At 64.4% G+C, this 16,271-nt stretch carries 13 protein-coding genes; 11 read left to right on the plus strand and 2 right to left on the minus strand.

All coding sequences use genetic code 11. The features are described from left to right. Positions 1-125 precede the first annotated feature (125 nt). From PMI38_RS15635 to PMI38_RS15650, 4 genes are read left to right on the plus strand one after another with little or no spacing between them, the layout of a single operon-like run. Positions 126-1,463: an MFS transporter gene (locus tag PMI38_RS15635; protein WP_008095749.1), complete on the plus strand. Its 1,338-nt coding sequence runs from the start codon at positions 126-128 to the stop codon at positions 1,461-1,463. Then, complete coding sequence (locus PMI38_RS15640) at positions 1,460-2,122, plus strand: DsbA family oxidoreductase (protein ID WP_008095750.1); 663 nt, start codon at positions 1,460-1,462, stop codon at positions 2,120-2,122. Before PMI38_RS15635 ends, PMI38_RS15640 begins: the two co-directional genes overlap by 4 nt. After that, positions 2,119-2,445 (plus strand): Rieske (2Fe-2S) protein, encoded by a 327-nt coding sequence (locus tag PMI38_RS15645; RefSeq protein WP_008095751.1) that lies wholly within the window; start codon positions 2,119-2,121, stop codon positions 2,443-2,445. Before PMI38_RS15640 ends, PMI38_RS15645 begins: the two co-directional genes overlap by 4 nt. Then, positions 2,442-3,452 carry a YeiH family protein gene (locus PMI38_RS15650; protein WP_008095752.1) on the plus strand — a complete coding sequence of 337 codons (1,011 nt, stop codon included), beginning with the start codon at positions 2,442-2,444 and terminating at the stop codon, positions 3,450-3,452. Before PMI38_RS15645 ends, PMI38_RS15650 begins: the two co-directional genes overlap by 4 nt. A gap of 17 nt (positions 3,453-3,469) precedes the next feature. On the opposite strand, the gene PMI38_RS15655 is transcribed toward PMI38_RS15650, so the two are convergent. Beyond that, entirely contained in the window at positions 3,470-4,525 is a 1,056-nt protein-coding gene (locus tag PMI38_RS15655; protein WP_008095753.1) for an AraC family transcriptional regulator, read from the minus strand. 247 nt (positions 4,526-4,772) lie between these two features. Here PMI38_RS15655 and PMI38_RS15660 point away from each other — a divergent pair, with 247 nt between their 5' ends. The 6 genes from PMI38_RS15660 to PMI38_RS15685 all read left to right on the plus strand — a co-directional run bounded on the left by PMI38_RS15660 (position 4,773) and on the right by PMI38_RS15685 (position 14,071). Next, entirely contained in the window at positions 4,773-5,339 is a 567-nt protein-coding gene (locus PMI38_RS15660) for an RBBP9/YdeN family alpha/beta hydrolase (protein WP_008095754.1), read from the plus strand. A gap of 83 nt (positions 5,340-5,422) precedes the next feature. Further along, entirely contained in the window at positions 5,423-7,288 is a 1,866-nt protein-coding gene (locus PMI38_RS15665) for a DUF1302 domain-containing protein (RefSeq protein WP_008095755.1), read from the plus strand. A 34-nt stretch (positions 7,289-7,322) separates the two neighbouring features. Beyond that, on the plus strand, positions 7,323-8,681 hold the full coding sequence (locus PMI38_RS15670) for a DUF1329 domain-containing protein (RefSeq protein WP_008095756.1): 1,359 nt from the start codon (positions 7,323-7,325) through the stop codon (positions 8,679-8,681). A 64-nt stretch (positions 8,682-8,745) separates the two neighbouring features. Continuing rightward, the gene (locus PMI38_RS15675) at positions 8,746-9,822 is read left to right on the plus strand and encodes a WD40/YVTN/BNR-like repeat-containing protein (protein ID WP_008095757.1); all 1,077 of its coding nucleotides are present in this window, start codon (positions 8,746-8,748) and stop codon (positions 9,820-9,822) included. A gap of 30 nt (positions 9,823-9,852) precedes the next feature. Beyond that, positions 9,853-12,378: an efflux RND transporter permease subunit gene (locus PMI38_RS15680; protein WP_008095759.1), complete on the plus strand. Its 2,526-nt coding sequence runs from the start codon at positions 9,853-9,855 to the stop codon at positions 12,376-12,378. Between the two features lie 46 nt (positions 12,379-12,424). Continuing rightward, positions 12,425-14,071, plus strand: coding sequence for a fatty acid--CoA ligase (locus tag PMI38_RS15685; RefSeq protein WP_008095761.1), 1,647 nt, complete (start codon positions 12,425-12,427; stop codon positions 14,069-14,071). 47 nt (positions 14,072-14,118) lie between these two features. On the opposite strand, the gene PMI38_RS15690 is transcribed toward PMI38_RS15685, so the two are convergent. Then, entirely contained in the window at positions 14,119-15,126 is a 1,008-nt protein-coding gene (locus PMI38_RS15690; protein WP_008095763.1) for a zinc-dependent alcohol dehydrogenase family protein, read from the minus strand. 208 nt (positions 15,127-15,334) lie between these two features. Here PMI38_RS15690 and PMI38_RS15695 point away from each other — a divergent pair, with 208 nt between their 5' ends. Next, on the plus strand, positions 15,335-16,093 hold the full coding sequence (locus PMI38_RS15695) for an SDR family NAD(P)-dependent oxidoreductase (RefSeq protein ID WP_008095765.1): 759 nt from the start codon (positions 15,335-15,337) through the stop codon (positions 16,091-16,093). Positions 16,094-16,271 lie beyond the last annotated feature (178 nt).

Here is a 16,271-nt window from a genome sequence, read left to right on the forward strand (position 1 = left end):
AGCCGGCTCCCACAGGTACCTGTGGGAGCCGGCTTGCTGGCGATGAGGCCAGCAAAAGCAGCACAGATTTTGGCAAGTGTTCATAACAACAAAAGCAACTTTAGCCAGATACCCGAGGAGGCAGCATGGCCACCTATCACGTTGGTGCGGCAGAACCAGGCACTGATACTTCGCTCGGCATCCCACGGCGCTATGCCTGGATCGTCTTCGCCCTGACCTTCGGTCTGTTGATTTCCGACTACATGTCGCGGCAAGTGCTCAATGCCGTGTTCCCTCTGCTCAAGCAGGAATGGCAGCTCAGCGACAGCCAGCTGGGGCTGCTCAGCGGCATCGTCGCGTTGATGGTCGGCCTGCTGACCTTCCCTCTTTCGTTGCTCGCCGACCGCTTCGGCCGGGTCAAGAGCCTGACCTTCATGGCGGTGATGTGGAGCCTGGCCACGCTGGGTTGCGCACTGGCCGAAGACTACCAACAGATGTTCATTGCCCGCTTCATGGTCGGTGTCGGTGAAGCTGCCTATGGCAGTGTCGGCATCGCCGTGGTGGTATCGGTGTTCCCGCGTGAAATGCGCGCCACCCTGGCCGGCTCGTTCATGGCCGGCGGCATGTTCGGCTCGGTACTGGGCATGGCCCTGGGCGGCGTGATGGCCCAGCACCTGGGCTGGCGCTGGGCGTTCGCCGGCATGGCGTTCTTCGGCCTTGTCCTGGCGCTTCTGTACCCCTTGATCGTGCGTGAAGCGCGCATTGCCCCCAAGCGCCTGGCCGAGACGATGGACAAGGCTGCGCTCAAGGCCATGCGCCCACTGCGTACCTTGTATAACAGCCGTTCGGTCATCAGTGCCTACATCGGCAGCGGCCTGCAGCTGTTCGTCGGCGGTACGGTGATCGTGTGGTTCCCCAGCTACCTGAACCGCTACTACGCCATGAGCACCGACAAGGCCGGCGCCGTGGCCGCCATCATCGTGCTGTGCAGCGGTGTGGGCATCATCCTGTGCGGCATGCTCTGCGACCGCCTGGGGCGCAGCCGCCCGGACCGCAAGATCAGCCTGGCCATCGCCTACTGCCTGGGCAGCTGTGTGTTGCTGTCGATCGCCTTCGCCTTGCCGCCGGGGCTGCCACAGCTTGTACTGATATGTTTGGGCATGATGATTGCCGCCGGCACCAATGGCCCGTCCAGCGCCATGGTCGCCAACCTGACCCACTACACGGTGCACGGCACCGCGTTCGCCACCCTGACCTTGAGCAACAACCTGCTGGGGCTTGCCACCGGCCCGTTGATCACCGGCAAGGTGTCCGACGTGATCGGCTTGCAGTCGGCGTTCCAGCTGGTGCCGTTGATCAGCATCGCTGCCGCTGCGGTGTTCTTCTACGCCAAGCGTCACTACCACCCGGACATGGCGCGCCTGAAGCACGGTGAAACCGCCCAGGCGCCTGTCCAGCCTGTACTGGAGGAGGCTCGCTCGTGAAGCGTTCGTTGTCGATTGATGTGTACTTCGATTTCATCTGCCCATGGTGCCTGATCGGCCGGCGCCAATTGCAGCGTGCACTGGCGCAGTTCAAGGCCGTGCAGCCAGAGGTCGAAATCGACCTGGCCTGGCAGGGCGTGCAACTGTTGGCCGAGATGCCTGCCCAGGGCCAACCCTTCGCCGAGTTCTACCGCCGTCGCCTGGGCAGCGAGCAAGCGGTTCTGCAACGCCAGGCCCAGGTGCGCGAAGCGGCCAGCATGGTCGGTGAGCAGATCGATTTCAGCCTGATCCAGCGCATGCCCAACACCGCCGACGCCCACCGTCTGTTCCTGCATGCCAGCGAACTGGGCGACGAGCAACAGGTCGAGGCACTGATGGAGCGGCTGCTGGCGGCGTATTTCCATCGCGGCGAAGACCTGGGGGATCGCGACACGCTGTTGCGCATCGCCGAGGAATGCGGTTTCGCGCCGCAGGCCCTGGCCGGCAGCTTGCGCGGCGATGGCATGCCGTTCGTCAGCGCCAGCGCCGACATCGCGGGCCGTGGCGTGCCGTGCTTCGTCTTCGACGATCGCCTGCAGGTGGTCGGTGCCCAACCGGTGGAAGCCTTGCTCGAAGCCATGCACATGGCGGTGGCCCGTTCGACGGGGGCAGGGCAATGAGTCAACGCATCGAAGTGCCGGCGCAGCGGGTGCCCGCCGTCGGCGAGCGCTGCCTGATCGAAGGCGAGGGCAAGAGCGTGGCGCTGTTCAACGTCGGCGGACGTCTGCTGGCGATTGACGACAGCTGCCCGCACCAGGGTTCGTCCCTGTGCGCCGGCAAGCTCGAAGGTGCGGTGATCCAGTGCCGCGCCCATGGCCTGCGTTTCGACCTGACCAGCGGCTACCTGCTCAATTCCAAGGCGCTCAAGGTGCCCAGTTACCCGGTAGAGGTCGAGGACGATCGGGTGTTCATCGTCCTGGCCGCCCAGGAGGCGCTGTCATGAGCACGCTTGCAATTACCCAGGTCAACAACCGCGTGCGTGAGCTGGCGCCTGGCCTGATCGTCAGCCTGATGGCCGCAGCCGCGGCGAGTTTCCTCGCCGAGCACTACGGCGCGCCAGTGATGCTGTTCGCCCTGTTGCTGGGGCTGGCGCTGAACTTCCTGAGCACCGAAGGCAAGTGCAAGGCCGGCATCGAGTTCACCGCGCGCACCGTGCTGCGCCTGGGGGTGGCCTTGCTGGGCATGCGCATCACCCTGGAGCAGATGGCCGGTCTTGGCTGGAAGGTGGTGGCGCTGGTGGTGATTCTGGTGGTGGTGACCATCGGGGTGTCGATGATCGCGGCCAAGGCCATGGGTTTCCAGCGCCTGTTCGGCATGCTTACCGGTGGCGCCACGGCGATCTGCGGCGCTTCGGCGGCGCTGGCGCTGGCTGCCGCGTTGCCCAATCACCCGCAGAAGGAACGGGCCACGCTGTTCACCGTGATCGGCGTTTCGGCGCTGTCGACCCTGGCGATGATTCTCTACCCGATGATTGCCAATGCCTTTGGCCTGTCACCGCAGGCCGCCGGGATATTCCTCGGCGCCACCATCCATGATGTGGCCCAGGTGGTGGGCGCGGGTTACAGCATGTCCACCGAAACCGGTGATACCGCTACGGTGGTCAAGCTCATGCGCGTGGCCATGCTGGTGCCGGTGATTGTCGTCGCGGCCATGATCGCGCGTCGCCAGGGTACCGACACGGCAGGCAAGCGCCCGCCCTTGTTGCCTTGGTTCGCGGTCGGCTTCCTGATCCTGGCGTGCGTCAACAGCACCGGCTGGGTGCCGACGGTGGTGCAGGGCGGTATCAACGAACTGTCGCGCTGGTGCCTGGTGGTATCGATCGCTGCCTTGGGCATGAAGACCCAGCTCAAGGAGCTGGCTTCCGTGGGCATCAAGCCGATCCTGCTGATGGTGGGGGAGACGGTGTTCCTGGTGGCGCTGGTACTGGTGGTGATGCGCGTGGGGCTGTAACCGACAGCCCCAGACCTTCAACGTACGCCGGCCGAACCTTGGCCGGCGTTGCGATTACGCTTGGGTGGCGTCTGCAGTTCATGCTGCGCGCGCCAGCTGGCCGGCGGTTGGCCGAACTGGCTGATGAACCAGCGGGTGAACGAGCTGTGCATGGAATAGCCGAGCATGTCGGCAATGCGCCCCAGCGAATAGCCGGGGCTTTCCAGGTAACGCACCACCAGGTCGCGGCGCACGCCGTTGACCAGCTCGCTGAAGGTCGCACCTTCTTCCTCCAGGCGGCGCTGCAAGGTGCGCACGTTCATGCCCTGGGTCTGGGCGATGTGCTCGATGGTGGCGCGGCCCATGGGCATCAGCAGGAAGATCGCCTTGCGCACTTCGAGGGTCAGCGACGGCAGGTTCTCATCCTGCAGCAACCCCACGTAACGCTGCGCCAGCCGCGCCATGCCTTCGTTGGCCTGGGGGTTGGCGGTGTCGAGGTCGGACGCCGAGCAGACGATGCCGTTGAAGTCGCTGTTGAACTCCAGCTTGCAGCCGAAGATGCGCCGGTGGATGGCCAGGTCGGCGGGCGCTGCGTGGGTGAAGTTGGCGCTGATCGGGTGCCAGTGCGGGCCGAGCAGTGCCGAGCAGAAGCGGTGCATCACGCCAATGGCCAGTTCGATGGCCTGGCGACTGTGCATGGGCTGATCGGTGATGACCTCCTCACGGATGATCACGGTCTTGCCGATCTCTTCTACATGGATGGCCAAGGCGTTGTTGAGCAGGTGGCGGTACTGCACGATCACCTGCAAGGCGTCGCGCAAGGAGTGCTGGTGGCTGATCAGCAGGCTGACTTCGCCGAAATCCGACAGCTGGCGCAGTTCGGCCATGCGCAGGCCGAACGCTTCACAGCCGCTCAGTCGCGCCGACTCTTCCAGCACGTTGATGGCGGCGGCTACGGGGATACGTTGGTCGGGAGTTTCCAGCAAAGAAGCGCTGAGGCCGTTCTGGGCCAGCAGGCCATGGCCGTTCAGGCCTAGATGGCGGGAAACTTCCAGGTAATTGGTCAGGGTCGCGGCACGGGCGAGCACGGTCATTTTATTGTTTTCCACGTGATCTTGATGAGCTCCCGCTGCGCTGGCGGGTTGTCCACTTATAGCGCTTGTGTCGTCAGATGCAAAGTCATTTCCGAGCGGCCAGCCACGGGTGGTCGGCGCAACCGAGGGCGTGTCATCAACTGAAAAGTTCGTGACGCGCAATGTAAAGCGCCTGGCAGGGCGACTCATTACTCTGGCCCCAAGCAGTCGGCAATCGACCGACCTAACAAGAACAAAGGGCCTCGACGTGGAAAAACTGCAAACCACTGCAACCGTGCTGATCGTGCCTGGCTTGCGCGACCATGTACCTGAACACTGGCAAACCCATTTGCAGGCACGCCTGGGCAAGGTCCGCTCGGTGCCGCCGCTGGAAACCGACAAGCTCAGCTGCAGCGCCCGCGTCGAAGCGATCGAGCGCGAACTGGCAAGCATCGAGGGCCCGGTGATCCTGGTCGCGCACAGCGCCGGGGTACTGATGGTGGCGCACTGGGCTGCACGCTACCAGCGCCCGATCAAAGGCGCCTTGCTGGCCGCTCCGCCAGACCTGGATACCGAATGGCCGGCCAATTACCCCACCCCCGACACCCTGCGCGCCAATGGCTGGGCGCCACTGCCCAGCGGCCGTCTGCCCTTCCCAAGCGTGGTAGCCGCCAGCCGCAACGATCACCTGGCCAGCTTCGAAGCGGTCGCCTGCATGGCCGACCAGTGGGGTAGTGCGCTGATCGACCTCGGCGACGTCGGCCACCTCAACCCTGCCTCGGGCTTTGGCCCATGGCCACACGCCGAGGTGCTCGTCCAGCAGCTCGATCACTAAGCGACGCAAGGCACGCGCACGCCCAGGGTCCGCCAGCGCCCGATCATTGCTGGCACCTTGTACATCCCAAGCAGAGACATCGCATGAACAACAATAAAAACGTTCTCTTCTGCCTTCACCGCCGCAACCTGATGGTCACTCTGTTGGTCATCGGCGGGGTGCCGGCTGCACAGGCATTCCAGCTCGACCTCTCCAACCCTGACTGGAGCGTGCGTTTCGACAACACCGCCAAGCTCAGCTATGGCCAGCGTGTCGAAGGTGAAAACGCCAAGATCGCCAATACCGCCAACCTCAACGACGGCGACAAGAACTTCAGCGTCGGCAGCGCGACGACCCAGCGTCTGGACCTGCTGACCGAGCTGGATGTGGTCTACAAGGACACCATGGGCATGCGCGTCAGTGCCGCCAGCTGGTACGACCACGCCTATGACAATGTGGGCTCCAACTCCAACCCGTTCCCAGGCCAGGCAGGCAATGCCGGCAACCTGGTGCTGGCACGCCCGGTCGGCAACCTGCCGGCGGGCACCGTGCTGCAGGGTGGGCCGTCCAAGCGTCACGGCCTGAGCAACTACAGCGACCGTTACTACAACGGCCCGTCTGGCGAGTTCCTCGACGCCTTCCTGTTCTACAACACCGAGGTCGGCGAAGAATCGATGTTGAGCGGCAAGCTCGGCTGGCACTCGGTGTACTGGGGCGAAACCCTGTTCAACGCCGCCAACGGCATCAACTATGGCCAGTCGGCGCTGGACCTGGCCAAGCTGTACAACGTGCCGGGTACCGAAACCAAAGAACTGTTCATGCCGCGCAAGCAGCTGTCCATGAGCTTTACGGTCAACCCCGAGCTGACCCTGGCGGCCCAGTACTTCCTAGAGTTCGACAACTCGCGCCTGCCGGAAGGTGGCACCTACATGGGCGGCTACGACATGCTCGGCGAAGGTGCCGACATCTTCTGGCTGCCGGTACCCAACGCCGTCGGCGGTGCCGGTGCCTTCTACGGAGCGCCCCGCGGGCATGACATCCGTCCACACAACTCGGGCGACTTCGGCGTGATGGCCAAGTGGAGCCCGGAATGGCTCGACGGCACCCTGGGCTTCTACTACCGCAACACCTCCGACCCGACCCCGGCGGTGCTGATCAACGCCCCCAACCTGCACACCGGCAGCCTGGCTGGCACCACCTACATGACAGCCTACGCCGACGACATCGACATCTACGGCATCAGCCTGGCGAAGAACGTCGGCCCGGTCAGCGTCGGGTTGGACGTCAACTACCGCGAGAACATGCCGCTGATCAGCAACTTCAGCACCATCAACGGCCCACTGTACGACGCCCTGGCCGGCACTGCCGGCGGCACCAACCTGATCGGTGAAGTGCCAGGCCACGGTGAAACCGGTCTGGCCCGCGGCAAGACCTTCCATGTCGTGCTCAACGGCCTGGTCACCTTCGGCGCCACGCCGCTGTGGAACGCCTCGTCGCTGGCCGTGGAAGGCGCCATGACCCACCTGGTCAGCGTCGACGAGGCCGAGCAGACCTTCAAGGGTGACTCCACCTACGAAGGCGTCGACAAGGTCACCACCAATGCCTACACCCTGGCAGTCAACTTCACCCCGACCTGGTTCCAGGCGCTGCCGGGGGTCGATATCACCCTGCCGCTGTCCTACAACGTCGGCCTGAAAGGCAACTCGGCTGTCCAGCTGGGTGGTAACGAAGACTCCGGCAGCTACTCGATCGGTATCGCCGCAGACGTCTACCAGAAATACAAGTTCGACCTGAAGTACGTCGACTCCTTCGGCAAGTTCGATACCTGTGAGACCGGTACCGACAACAACACCCCAGGCACCAACGGACGCTACCAGTGCATCCCCGGACAGATCACTTCGCAGGCCGGCCTCGCGCCGCTGCTGAAGGACCGCGGCATGCTCACTGCATCGTTCAAGACCACCTTCTAAAAGCTCCAGTACAACAACAAAGCGGAGAAAAGCGATGAAGTATCTCAATAGCCTGCTGTCGGCCTCCATTGCGCTCGTCATCGCAGGTTCGGCCCATGCGGCCGCCCCGGCCCAGGAAGTCGCCCGACTGGGCAAGGACTTGACCATGGTAGGTGCTGACAAGGCGGCCAACGCCGACGGCTCGATTCCGGCCTACCAAGGGGGCCTGAACACCCCGCCTGCCGATTTCAAACAGGGCGATAGCATGCGCCCCGATCCCTACGCCGCGGACAAACCGCTGCTGGTGATCGACGCCAAGAACGTCGACAAGTACAAGGACCAGCTGACGGCCACCACCGTGGAACTGGCCAAGCGTTTCCCGACCTTCCATATCGACGTCTATCCAAGCCACCGTACCGCCGCCTTGCCCAAGGCGCTGCTCGACAACACCCTGAAGAACGCCGCCAATGCCAAGTCCCTGGAAAATGGCCTGGCCATCGAGAATGTCCTGCCGGGTGTGCCGTTCCCGATCCCGCAATCGGGCGCCGAGGCCATGTGGAACCACCTGCTGCGCTACCAGGGCGTGGCGCAGAAGGCCAAGTATGACTCCTGGAACGTCGACTCCGCCGGTGTCGCCGCCCTGGCCACCACGGGCCTGGCCTATAACGCCTACCCGATCTACGAAGACTTGAACAAGGTCATCGAACCCAAGGACATCTACTTCCAGACCAAGCTGTACTTCGAAGGCCCGGCCCGCCGCGCCGGCGAATCGATGATGCTCAAGGACGCCGCCAACCCGCTGGTGCAAGAGCGCCGCGCCTGGCAGTACCTGCCAGGTCAGCGCCGCGTGAAACTGGCACCTAACCTGGCCTACGACACGCCGAACCCAGGTACCGCAGGCTCGGGCACCTTCGATGACGTGTATGTGTTCAACGGCGCGCTGGACCGCTACGACTGGACCCTGGTCGGCAAGAAGGAAATGTACGTGCCGTACAACACCTACAAGCTGACCTACATCCACGACCCGAAAGCCCTGACCACCCCGAACCACCTGTCGCCTGACCAGGTGCGCTGGGAGAAGCACCGCGTCTGGGTAGTGGAAGGCACGCTCAAGGGCAATGCTCGCCACATCTATGCCAAGCGCCGCTTCTACCTCGACGAGGACAGCTGGTTCGCTCTGGCATCCGACCAGTACGACGCCCGTGGCCAGCTGTATCGCGGCTCGTTCAGCTTCTTCACCCAGAGCTACGACAAGCAGATCCCCAACAACAACCCGCATGTGGTCTACGACCTGGTCGGTGGTACCTACAACGTCAACGGCCTGATCGGCCCACACGGCGGTATCGAGTACATCACCCCTCTGTCCAAGGCGCAGTGGTCGCCGGAAGCCCTGGCTGGCGCCGGTATTCGCTGAACCCGTCGATCCGCCTGCCGGCCCGCCCTGGAGGGCCGCCGGCAGGTTTTGCAGAGGATGTGGCATGGCTTCTTTGAACAAATATGCGCCGTTGGCGCTGGCAATCACGCTCGCCCTGGGCGGCACCTTCGGTGCGGCCCAGGCGGCGTATGTCGATGTGCTGGACTTGCCGGCCAAGGCCAGCGCACTGGCGTCGCACACCGCGTTGCGCGATGTGGCGCGGGCCGGTGACCGGCTGGTGGCGGTGGGGCCCCGTGGCCACATCGTGTATTCCGACAACCAGGGCCAGGACTGGCGCCAGGCCAGTGTGCCGGTGAGTGCCGACCTCAATGCCCTGGTTTTCCCCACGCCCGAGCAAGGCTGGGCGGTGGGCAACGATGGCGTGATCCTGCACAGCGGTGACGGCGGTGCCACCTGGGCAGTGCAGCTCGATGGCAGGCGCATCGGCGCGTTGGTGACGGCCCATTATCAAGCCCTGGCCACGGCCCACCCGGACGATGAGCGCTGGGCGCAGTTCGCCGCCGAAGGCCAGCGCCTGGAGCAGGAGGGCGCCGACAAGCCGTTCCTCGGCGTGTGGTTCACCGACGCCAGGCACGGCTACGCGGTGGGGGTGTTCAACCTGATCCTGCGTACCGACGACGGCGGCAACAGCTGGGTGCCGATGCAGGACAGCACCGACAACCCGCAAGGCTTGCACCTCAATGCCATCCGTGCGGTGGGCGATGAGCTGTACGTGGCCGGCGAACAGGGCCTGCTGCTCAAGTGGGATGCCCAGCAGCAACGCTTCGTCGCCTTGCCAAGCCCTTACCAGGGCACCTGGTTCGGTGTGGTTGGCAAACCCGGCGAAGTGCTTGCCTATGGCCTGCGTGGCCATGTGGCGCGAAGCCTCGACGGCGGGCAGAGCTGGACCAAGGTGGACACCGGCCTTGCCCTGAGCATTACCTCCGCCAGCCTCGACAGCAGCGGTGACTTCTGGCTGTACAGCCAGGCTGGACATGTGCTGCGCAGCCGTGACGGCGGCCAGAGCTTTGCCTTGCAGCCGCAGGTGCCGCTGGCACCGGTGGCCGGCGCTCTGCAGACCGGCGCCAACGGCATCGTGCTGGTAGGCGAGCGCGGCGTACGCGTACTTGCGGCCCACTAAGACCCACAAGAATTACAAGAGAACCTCGTGATGGCCAACATCAAGCAAGACACCATGCCGGTGATCCGCGACCTGCGGGATTTCGACCGGCATTCCGGCAACCTGCTGGAACGCATGGTCTTCAACTATCGCCCGCTGTTCATGCTGTTCATGGTGCTGGCCACGCTGGTCCTCGGGTATGTGGCTGTGACCCGCCTGGAACTGCGCCCCAGCTTCGAGAAAATGATCCCGCAGAGCCAGCCCTACATCCAGAACTACCTGGAGAACCGCAAGTCGCTGCGCGGCCTGGGCAACTCGGTGCGGGTGGTGGTGGAGAACACCCAGGGCGATATCTTCGACCCTGAGTACCTGGACGTGCTCAAGCAGATCAACGACGAGCTGTTCCTTGCCCAGGGCGTCGACCGTGCCTGGATGAAGTCGTTGTGGAGCCCAGGTGTGCGCTGGACCGAGGTCACCGAGGAGGGCTTCCAGGGCGGCCCGGTGATGCCCGACGACTACCAGGGCAAGCAAGCCGATATCGAACAGCTGCGTCAGAACATCAGCCGTGCCGGTATCGTCGGCAGCCTGGTGGCGACCGACTTCAAGTCGAGCATGCTGGTGGTGCCGCTGCTCGACCACGACCTGGCCACCGGACGGGGCATCGACTACCGGCAGTTCTCGCAGATGCTCGAAGAGAAGCTGCGCGACAAGTATGAGTTCGACGGCGACACCAAGGCGCGCCTGTCGGGTGAAGAAGGGCACGGCAAGTACAAGGTACGGGTCATCGGCTTTGCCAAGCTGATGGGCGACCTGATCGACGGCCTGATCCAGGTGATGATGTTCTTCGCCCTGGCCGTGGTCACTTCGCTGGTGATCATCTTCCTTTACACCCGCTGCGTGCGCAGCACCCTGCTGGTGGTGTTCTGCTCGCTGGCGGCGGTGGTGTGGCAGCTGGGTATCGTCGGTTGGCTGGGCTATGCCATCGACCCTTACTCGATCCTGGTGCCGTTCCTGATCTTCGCCATCGGCGTGTCGCACGCGGCGCAGAAGATGAACGGCATCATGCAGGACATCGGCCGGGGTACCCACAAGCTGGTGGCGGCGCGCTACACCTTCCGCCGCCTGTTCGTGGCCGGGGTCACGGCGCTGCTGGCGGACGCCGTGGGCTTTGCCGTGCTGATGCTGATCGACATCCCGGTGATCAAGGACCTGGCGATCACCGCGAGCATTGGCGTGGCGGTGCTGATCTTCACCTCGTTGCTGTTGATTCCGGTGTCGCTGTCTTACGTTGGCGTGGGTCGCAAGGCATCCGAACGGGCCCTGCGCATCGACCTGCGTGCCGCCGAGCACCGTGGCTTCGGCAAGCTGTGGGACGCGCTCGACCGCTTCACCACGCGCAAGTGGGCCACCGGCGCGGTGCTGGTCGCCACGCTGATGGGCCTGGGCGGCTTCTGGGTGAGCCTGCAGCTGAAGATCGGCGACCTCGACAGTGGTGCGCCGGAGCTGCGTGCGGACTCGCGCTACAACCGCGACAACGCCTACATCACCAGCCACTACGCGCTGTCCAGCGACATGTTCGCGGTGATGATCAAGACCGCGCCGGAAGGCTGCCTGAACTACAAGACGCTGATCCTGGCCGACCGACTGGCCTGGGAGCTGCAGCAGTATCCGGGCGTGCAGACCACGGTGTCGCTGGTCAACGCCGTGCGCCAGATCACCGCGGGCTCGTTCGAGGGCAACCCGAAGATGAGCAGCCTGCAGCGTAACCAGGACATGCTCAACTACGCCGCCCAGCAGGCCTCGGTCAACGCGCCGGAGCTGTTCAACAACGACTGCTCGATGATGCCGGTGATCGCCTACCTCAAGGACCACAAGGCCCAGACCCTGGACGACGTGGTGGCCATCGCCGACCGCTTCGCCCGCGAGAACAGCACCCCTGACCGCCAGTTCCTGCTGGCTGCCGGCAGCGCTGGCATCGAGGCCGCCACCAATATCGTGGTGCGCGAAGCCAACCGCACCATGCTGCTGTTCGTCTACCTGGCGGTGACGCTGTTCTGCCTGATCACCTTCCGCAGCTGGCGGGCGACCCTGGTGGCGCTGCTGCCACTGGTGCTGACCTCGGTGCTGTGCGAGGCGCTGATGGTGTTCATGGGCATTGGCGTGAAAGTGGCCACCTTGCCGGTGATCGCCCTGGGCGTCGGTATCGGTGTCGACTACGCCCTGTACCTGCTCAGCGTGCAGCTGCATTACCAACGCCAGGGCCGCACCCTGGGCGAGGCCTACCAGAACGCCGTGGCCTTCACCGGCCGGGTGGTCGGGCTGGTGGGTATCACCCTGGCTGCCGGCGTGGTCGGCTGGGCCTGGTCGCCGATCAAGTTCCAGGCCGACATGGGCATCCTGCTGACCTTCATGTTCCTCTGGAACATGCTCGGTGCACTGCTGCTGATCCCGGCGCTGTCGCACTTCCTGCTGCCCGACAAGCGCTTTGTCGCTGCCGCTCCCACCCCCTGCGAGGCTGAACCTCAGCCTTGTGACAGCGCCCCGGTGCCGCGCGCGCAAGCGCGGGTGCAGGCGTAAGCAGGCCTTCGAGTCGAAACGAACAAGGAAATCGGAAACAAACTTCATGGCCAAGACAAAAATTATGCCGCCGGCACCTGGTGCCTACACCTACCCACTGCTGATCAAGCGCCTGCTGATGTCGGGCGTGCGGCACCAGCCGGACCAGGAAATCGTCTACGCCGACAAGCTGCGCTACACCTACCGCGAGCTCGACCAGCGGGTGCGGCGCCTGGCCAACGTGCTGCGCGCAGCCGGCGTCCAGGCCGGCGACACCGTGGCGCTGCTGGACTGGGACAGCCACCGTTCGCTGGAATGCTTCTTCGCCGTGCCGATGATCGGTGCGGTGCTGCACACGGTGAACATCCGCCTGTCGCCGGAGCAGGTGGCCTACACCATGAATCACGCCGAGGACGACGTGGTGCTGGTGCATGACGACTTCGTGCCGCTCATGGAGCAGATCCACGGTCAGCTGGGCACGGTCAAAGGCTACCTGCAACTGACCGACGGGGAGGCCGCGGCCACTTCGTTGCCGGTGCTGGGCGAGTACGAGACGCTGCTGGACGCGGCGAGCAGCGAAGCCGAGTTCGAAGACTTCGACGAGCAGTCGGTGGCCACGCTGTTCTACACCACCGGCACCACCGGCAACCCCAAGGGCGTGTACTTCTCGCACCGCCAGTTGGTGCTGCACACCCTGAACCAGCTGGGCACCTTCGCGGCCTACGAGGGCCAGCCGCTGCTGCGCTCCAGCGACGTGTACATGCCGATCACACCGATGTTCCATGTGCACGCCTGGGGCGTGCCGTACACGGCCACGGTGCTGGGGATCAAGCAGGTGTATCCGGGCCGCTACGAGCCGGACAAGCTGGTGCGGCTGTACCGCGAAGAAGGGGTGACCTTCTCCCACTGCGTGCCGACCTTGCTGCAGATGATGCTCGAAAGCTCGCAATCCCAGCACACCGATTTCAGCCGCTGGAAGATCCTGCTCGGCGGCAGTGCGCTGACCCACGGCCTGGCACGCCAGGCCAGCGAGCGCGGCATGCTGATCTTCAGCGGCTACGGCATGTCGGAAACCTGCCCGCTGCTGACCCTGACCCACCTGCGCGACGAAGACCTGGCCTTGCCGATGGGCGAGCAGGTGGCGCAACGGATCAAGACCGGTGCCCCGGTGGCCATGGTCGATCTGCGTATCGTCGATGCCAGCGGCAATGAGGTAGCCCACGACGGTGAGTCGCTGGGCGAGATCGTGGTGCGCACGCCGTGGCTGACCCAGGGTTACCTGCACGAGCCGGAGAAGGGCGCCGAACTGTGGCAGGACGGCTGGCTGCACACCGGTGACATGGGTTCGATCGACCGCCACGGCGTGCTGGAGATCAAGGACCGGATCAAGGACGTGATCAAGACCGGCGGTGAGTGGATCAGCTCGTTGGCACTGGAGAACCTGATCAGCCAGCATGCGTCGGTGAACGCCGTGGCCGTGGTGGGCATTCCCGACGAACACTGGGGCGAGCGCCCGATCGCGCTGGTGGTCTGCATCCCGGGTGACAGCCTGGACCAGCAGGGGCTCGAGACGCACCTCAAGCAATTCGTCGAGAGTGGCCTGATCAACAAGTGGGCCATTCCACGGCAGGTGCACTTCGTGGCCGACATCCCCAAGACCAGCGTTGGCAAGATCAACAAGAAGCTGATCCGCGAGATGCACATGGGGGCATGAACCGCTCCGGCAGGCGGCGCCGCCCAGGGGCGGCACCGCTGTCGGGTTCAGTAGTGCAGGCAGATCTTGCCGAAGTGCTTGGCCGACCGCTGGTGGGCGAAGGCGTCGGCAATCCGCTCCAGTGGGTAGCGGCTGTCGATCACCGGGCGCCATTCGAAGTTTTCCAGCGCGCGCACCATGTCCTGCTGTTGTTCGCGGCTGCCGACGATCAGGCCGCGCAGGGTTTGCTGCTTGCGCATCATCTCGACGGTCGGCACGTTGCCGGCGATGCCGGTCAGCACGCCGATCAAGGCGATGTGCCCACCCGCCGCACAGGCCCTGATCGAGTTGGGCAGGGTGCCCGGGCCTCCCACCTCCACCACGATGTCCGCACCGCGCCCACCGGTGGCGGCCAACACCACATCGCCCCAATCGGGGTGCTGACGGTAATTGATCACCTGGTCGGCACCCAGTGCCAGCAAGCGGGCCTGCTTGTCCTGCGACGAGGTGGTGGCGATCACCCGCGCGCCCATGGCCTTGGCCATTTGCAGGGCGAACACCGACACCCCACCTGTGCCCAGCACCAACACCGTATCGCCGGCCTGCAGGCGGCCGTCCACCACCAATGCGCGCCAGGCGGTCAGGCCGGCGGTGGTCAGCGTCGCCGCTTGTTCGTGGGTGTAGCCCCTGGGGGCGTGGGTAAAGGCCTGGGCGGGCATGTTGACGTACTCGCGGGCGAAGCCGTCGACGCCATCACCGGGTACGGTCTTGAAGGTGCTGGGCACTGCTCGGCCGGCTTGCCAGTGGGGGAAGAAACACGAGACCACGGCATCGCCAACGGCAAATTCCGTCACGTTGGCGCCCACGGCGGTGACCACCCCGGCACCGTCAGCCATGGGGATGCGCTTGTCGTCGACCTTGAGCTGGCCGCAGACAACGCCCAGGTCGTGGTAGTTGAGCGAGCTGGCATGGATGCGCACCTGGATTTCCCCAGGTTGCGGTGCGCCGGGCATGGGCAGTTCGACCAGGCGCAGCTGGTCCAGGCCGCCGGGGCGCTGGAGTTGGATGGCTTTCACGTTACGGGTCCTTGCGAGGGTTGAGAAAGGGTCGAAGCACAGTCTGGCCGGATCATAGGCATGCCCGGCCGCGCCTTTGTTGACCTGAGATGACAATCGGTTTCCCTTTGATGACAGGTACCCCGAAGGTGTCCCAAAACGTCAACTTTCGCCTTGGCGCAATCCCTATAACTGCAAGTCCCTACACTTCTGCATTCGGATATCCGCCATGAGCAAGCAGTTTGAACATCAAGTGGTTCTGATCACCGGCGCCACCGCAGGCATTGGCTATGCCACGGCGATCGCCTTCGCCCGCGAGGGCGCGCGGCTGGTCGTTTCCGGGCGCAATACCAAGGCCGGGCAACAGCTGTTGGCCGAGTTGCATGCCATGGGCGCACAGGCTGAGTTCGTGCAAGCCGATGTCAGCGATGAAGCGCAGGTGACCCAGCTGGTCGACCGTTGCGTGGAGCGTTTCGGGCGGTTGGATGTGGCGGTGAACAGCGCCGGCTACGAGGGCGCGCGCGGGCCGATCAGGGAGCAGACGGTGGAGGCGTATACGGCCGCGTTCAATGCCAACGCACTGGGGACTTTCCTGTGCCTGAAGCATCAGTTGCGGGTCATGGCCGATCAGGCGTCGGGCGCCATCGTCAACCTGTCGTCGACCATGGGCAGCCGCGGCAATGCGCTGGCGCCGATGTACGTGGCCAGCAAGCATGCCATCGAAGGCTTCACCAAGTCGGCGGCGCTGGAAGCGTGTCAGTTCAATGTGCGGGTCAATGCGGTGGCGCCGGGGCCGATCGCTACCGAGATGCTTGAGCGCATTGCCGATGGCGCGGACAAGTTGCCGATGGTGGCGGCGACCATTCCGGCGGGGCGTATTGGCAGGCCGGAAGAAGTGGCGGATGCGATCTTGTTCGTGGCGTCGCAGCAGGCGAGCTTCATTACCGGGCATGTGCTGCATGTGAATGGTGGCAAGACGGCTATGTGATTCAGGCTGTACCGGCCTCATCGCCGGCAAGCCGGCTCCCACAGGTACTGCGCAGGTTTCAAGCCTTGCAGTAATCTTGTGGGAGCAACTGCATTGCTCAACTTCTAAAAGTTGGCGCGATGACTGTGGGAGCGGGCTTGTCCCGCGAACACCGGCGAAGCCGGTGCCATGCTCCGCG

It is taken from the genome of Pseudomonas sp. GM84 (genome assembly GCF_000282535.1).
GTDB lineage: Bacteria > Pseudomonadota > Gammaproteobacteria > Pseudomonadales > Pseudomonadaceae > Aquipseudomonas.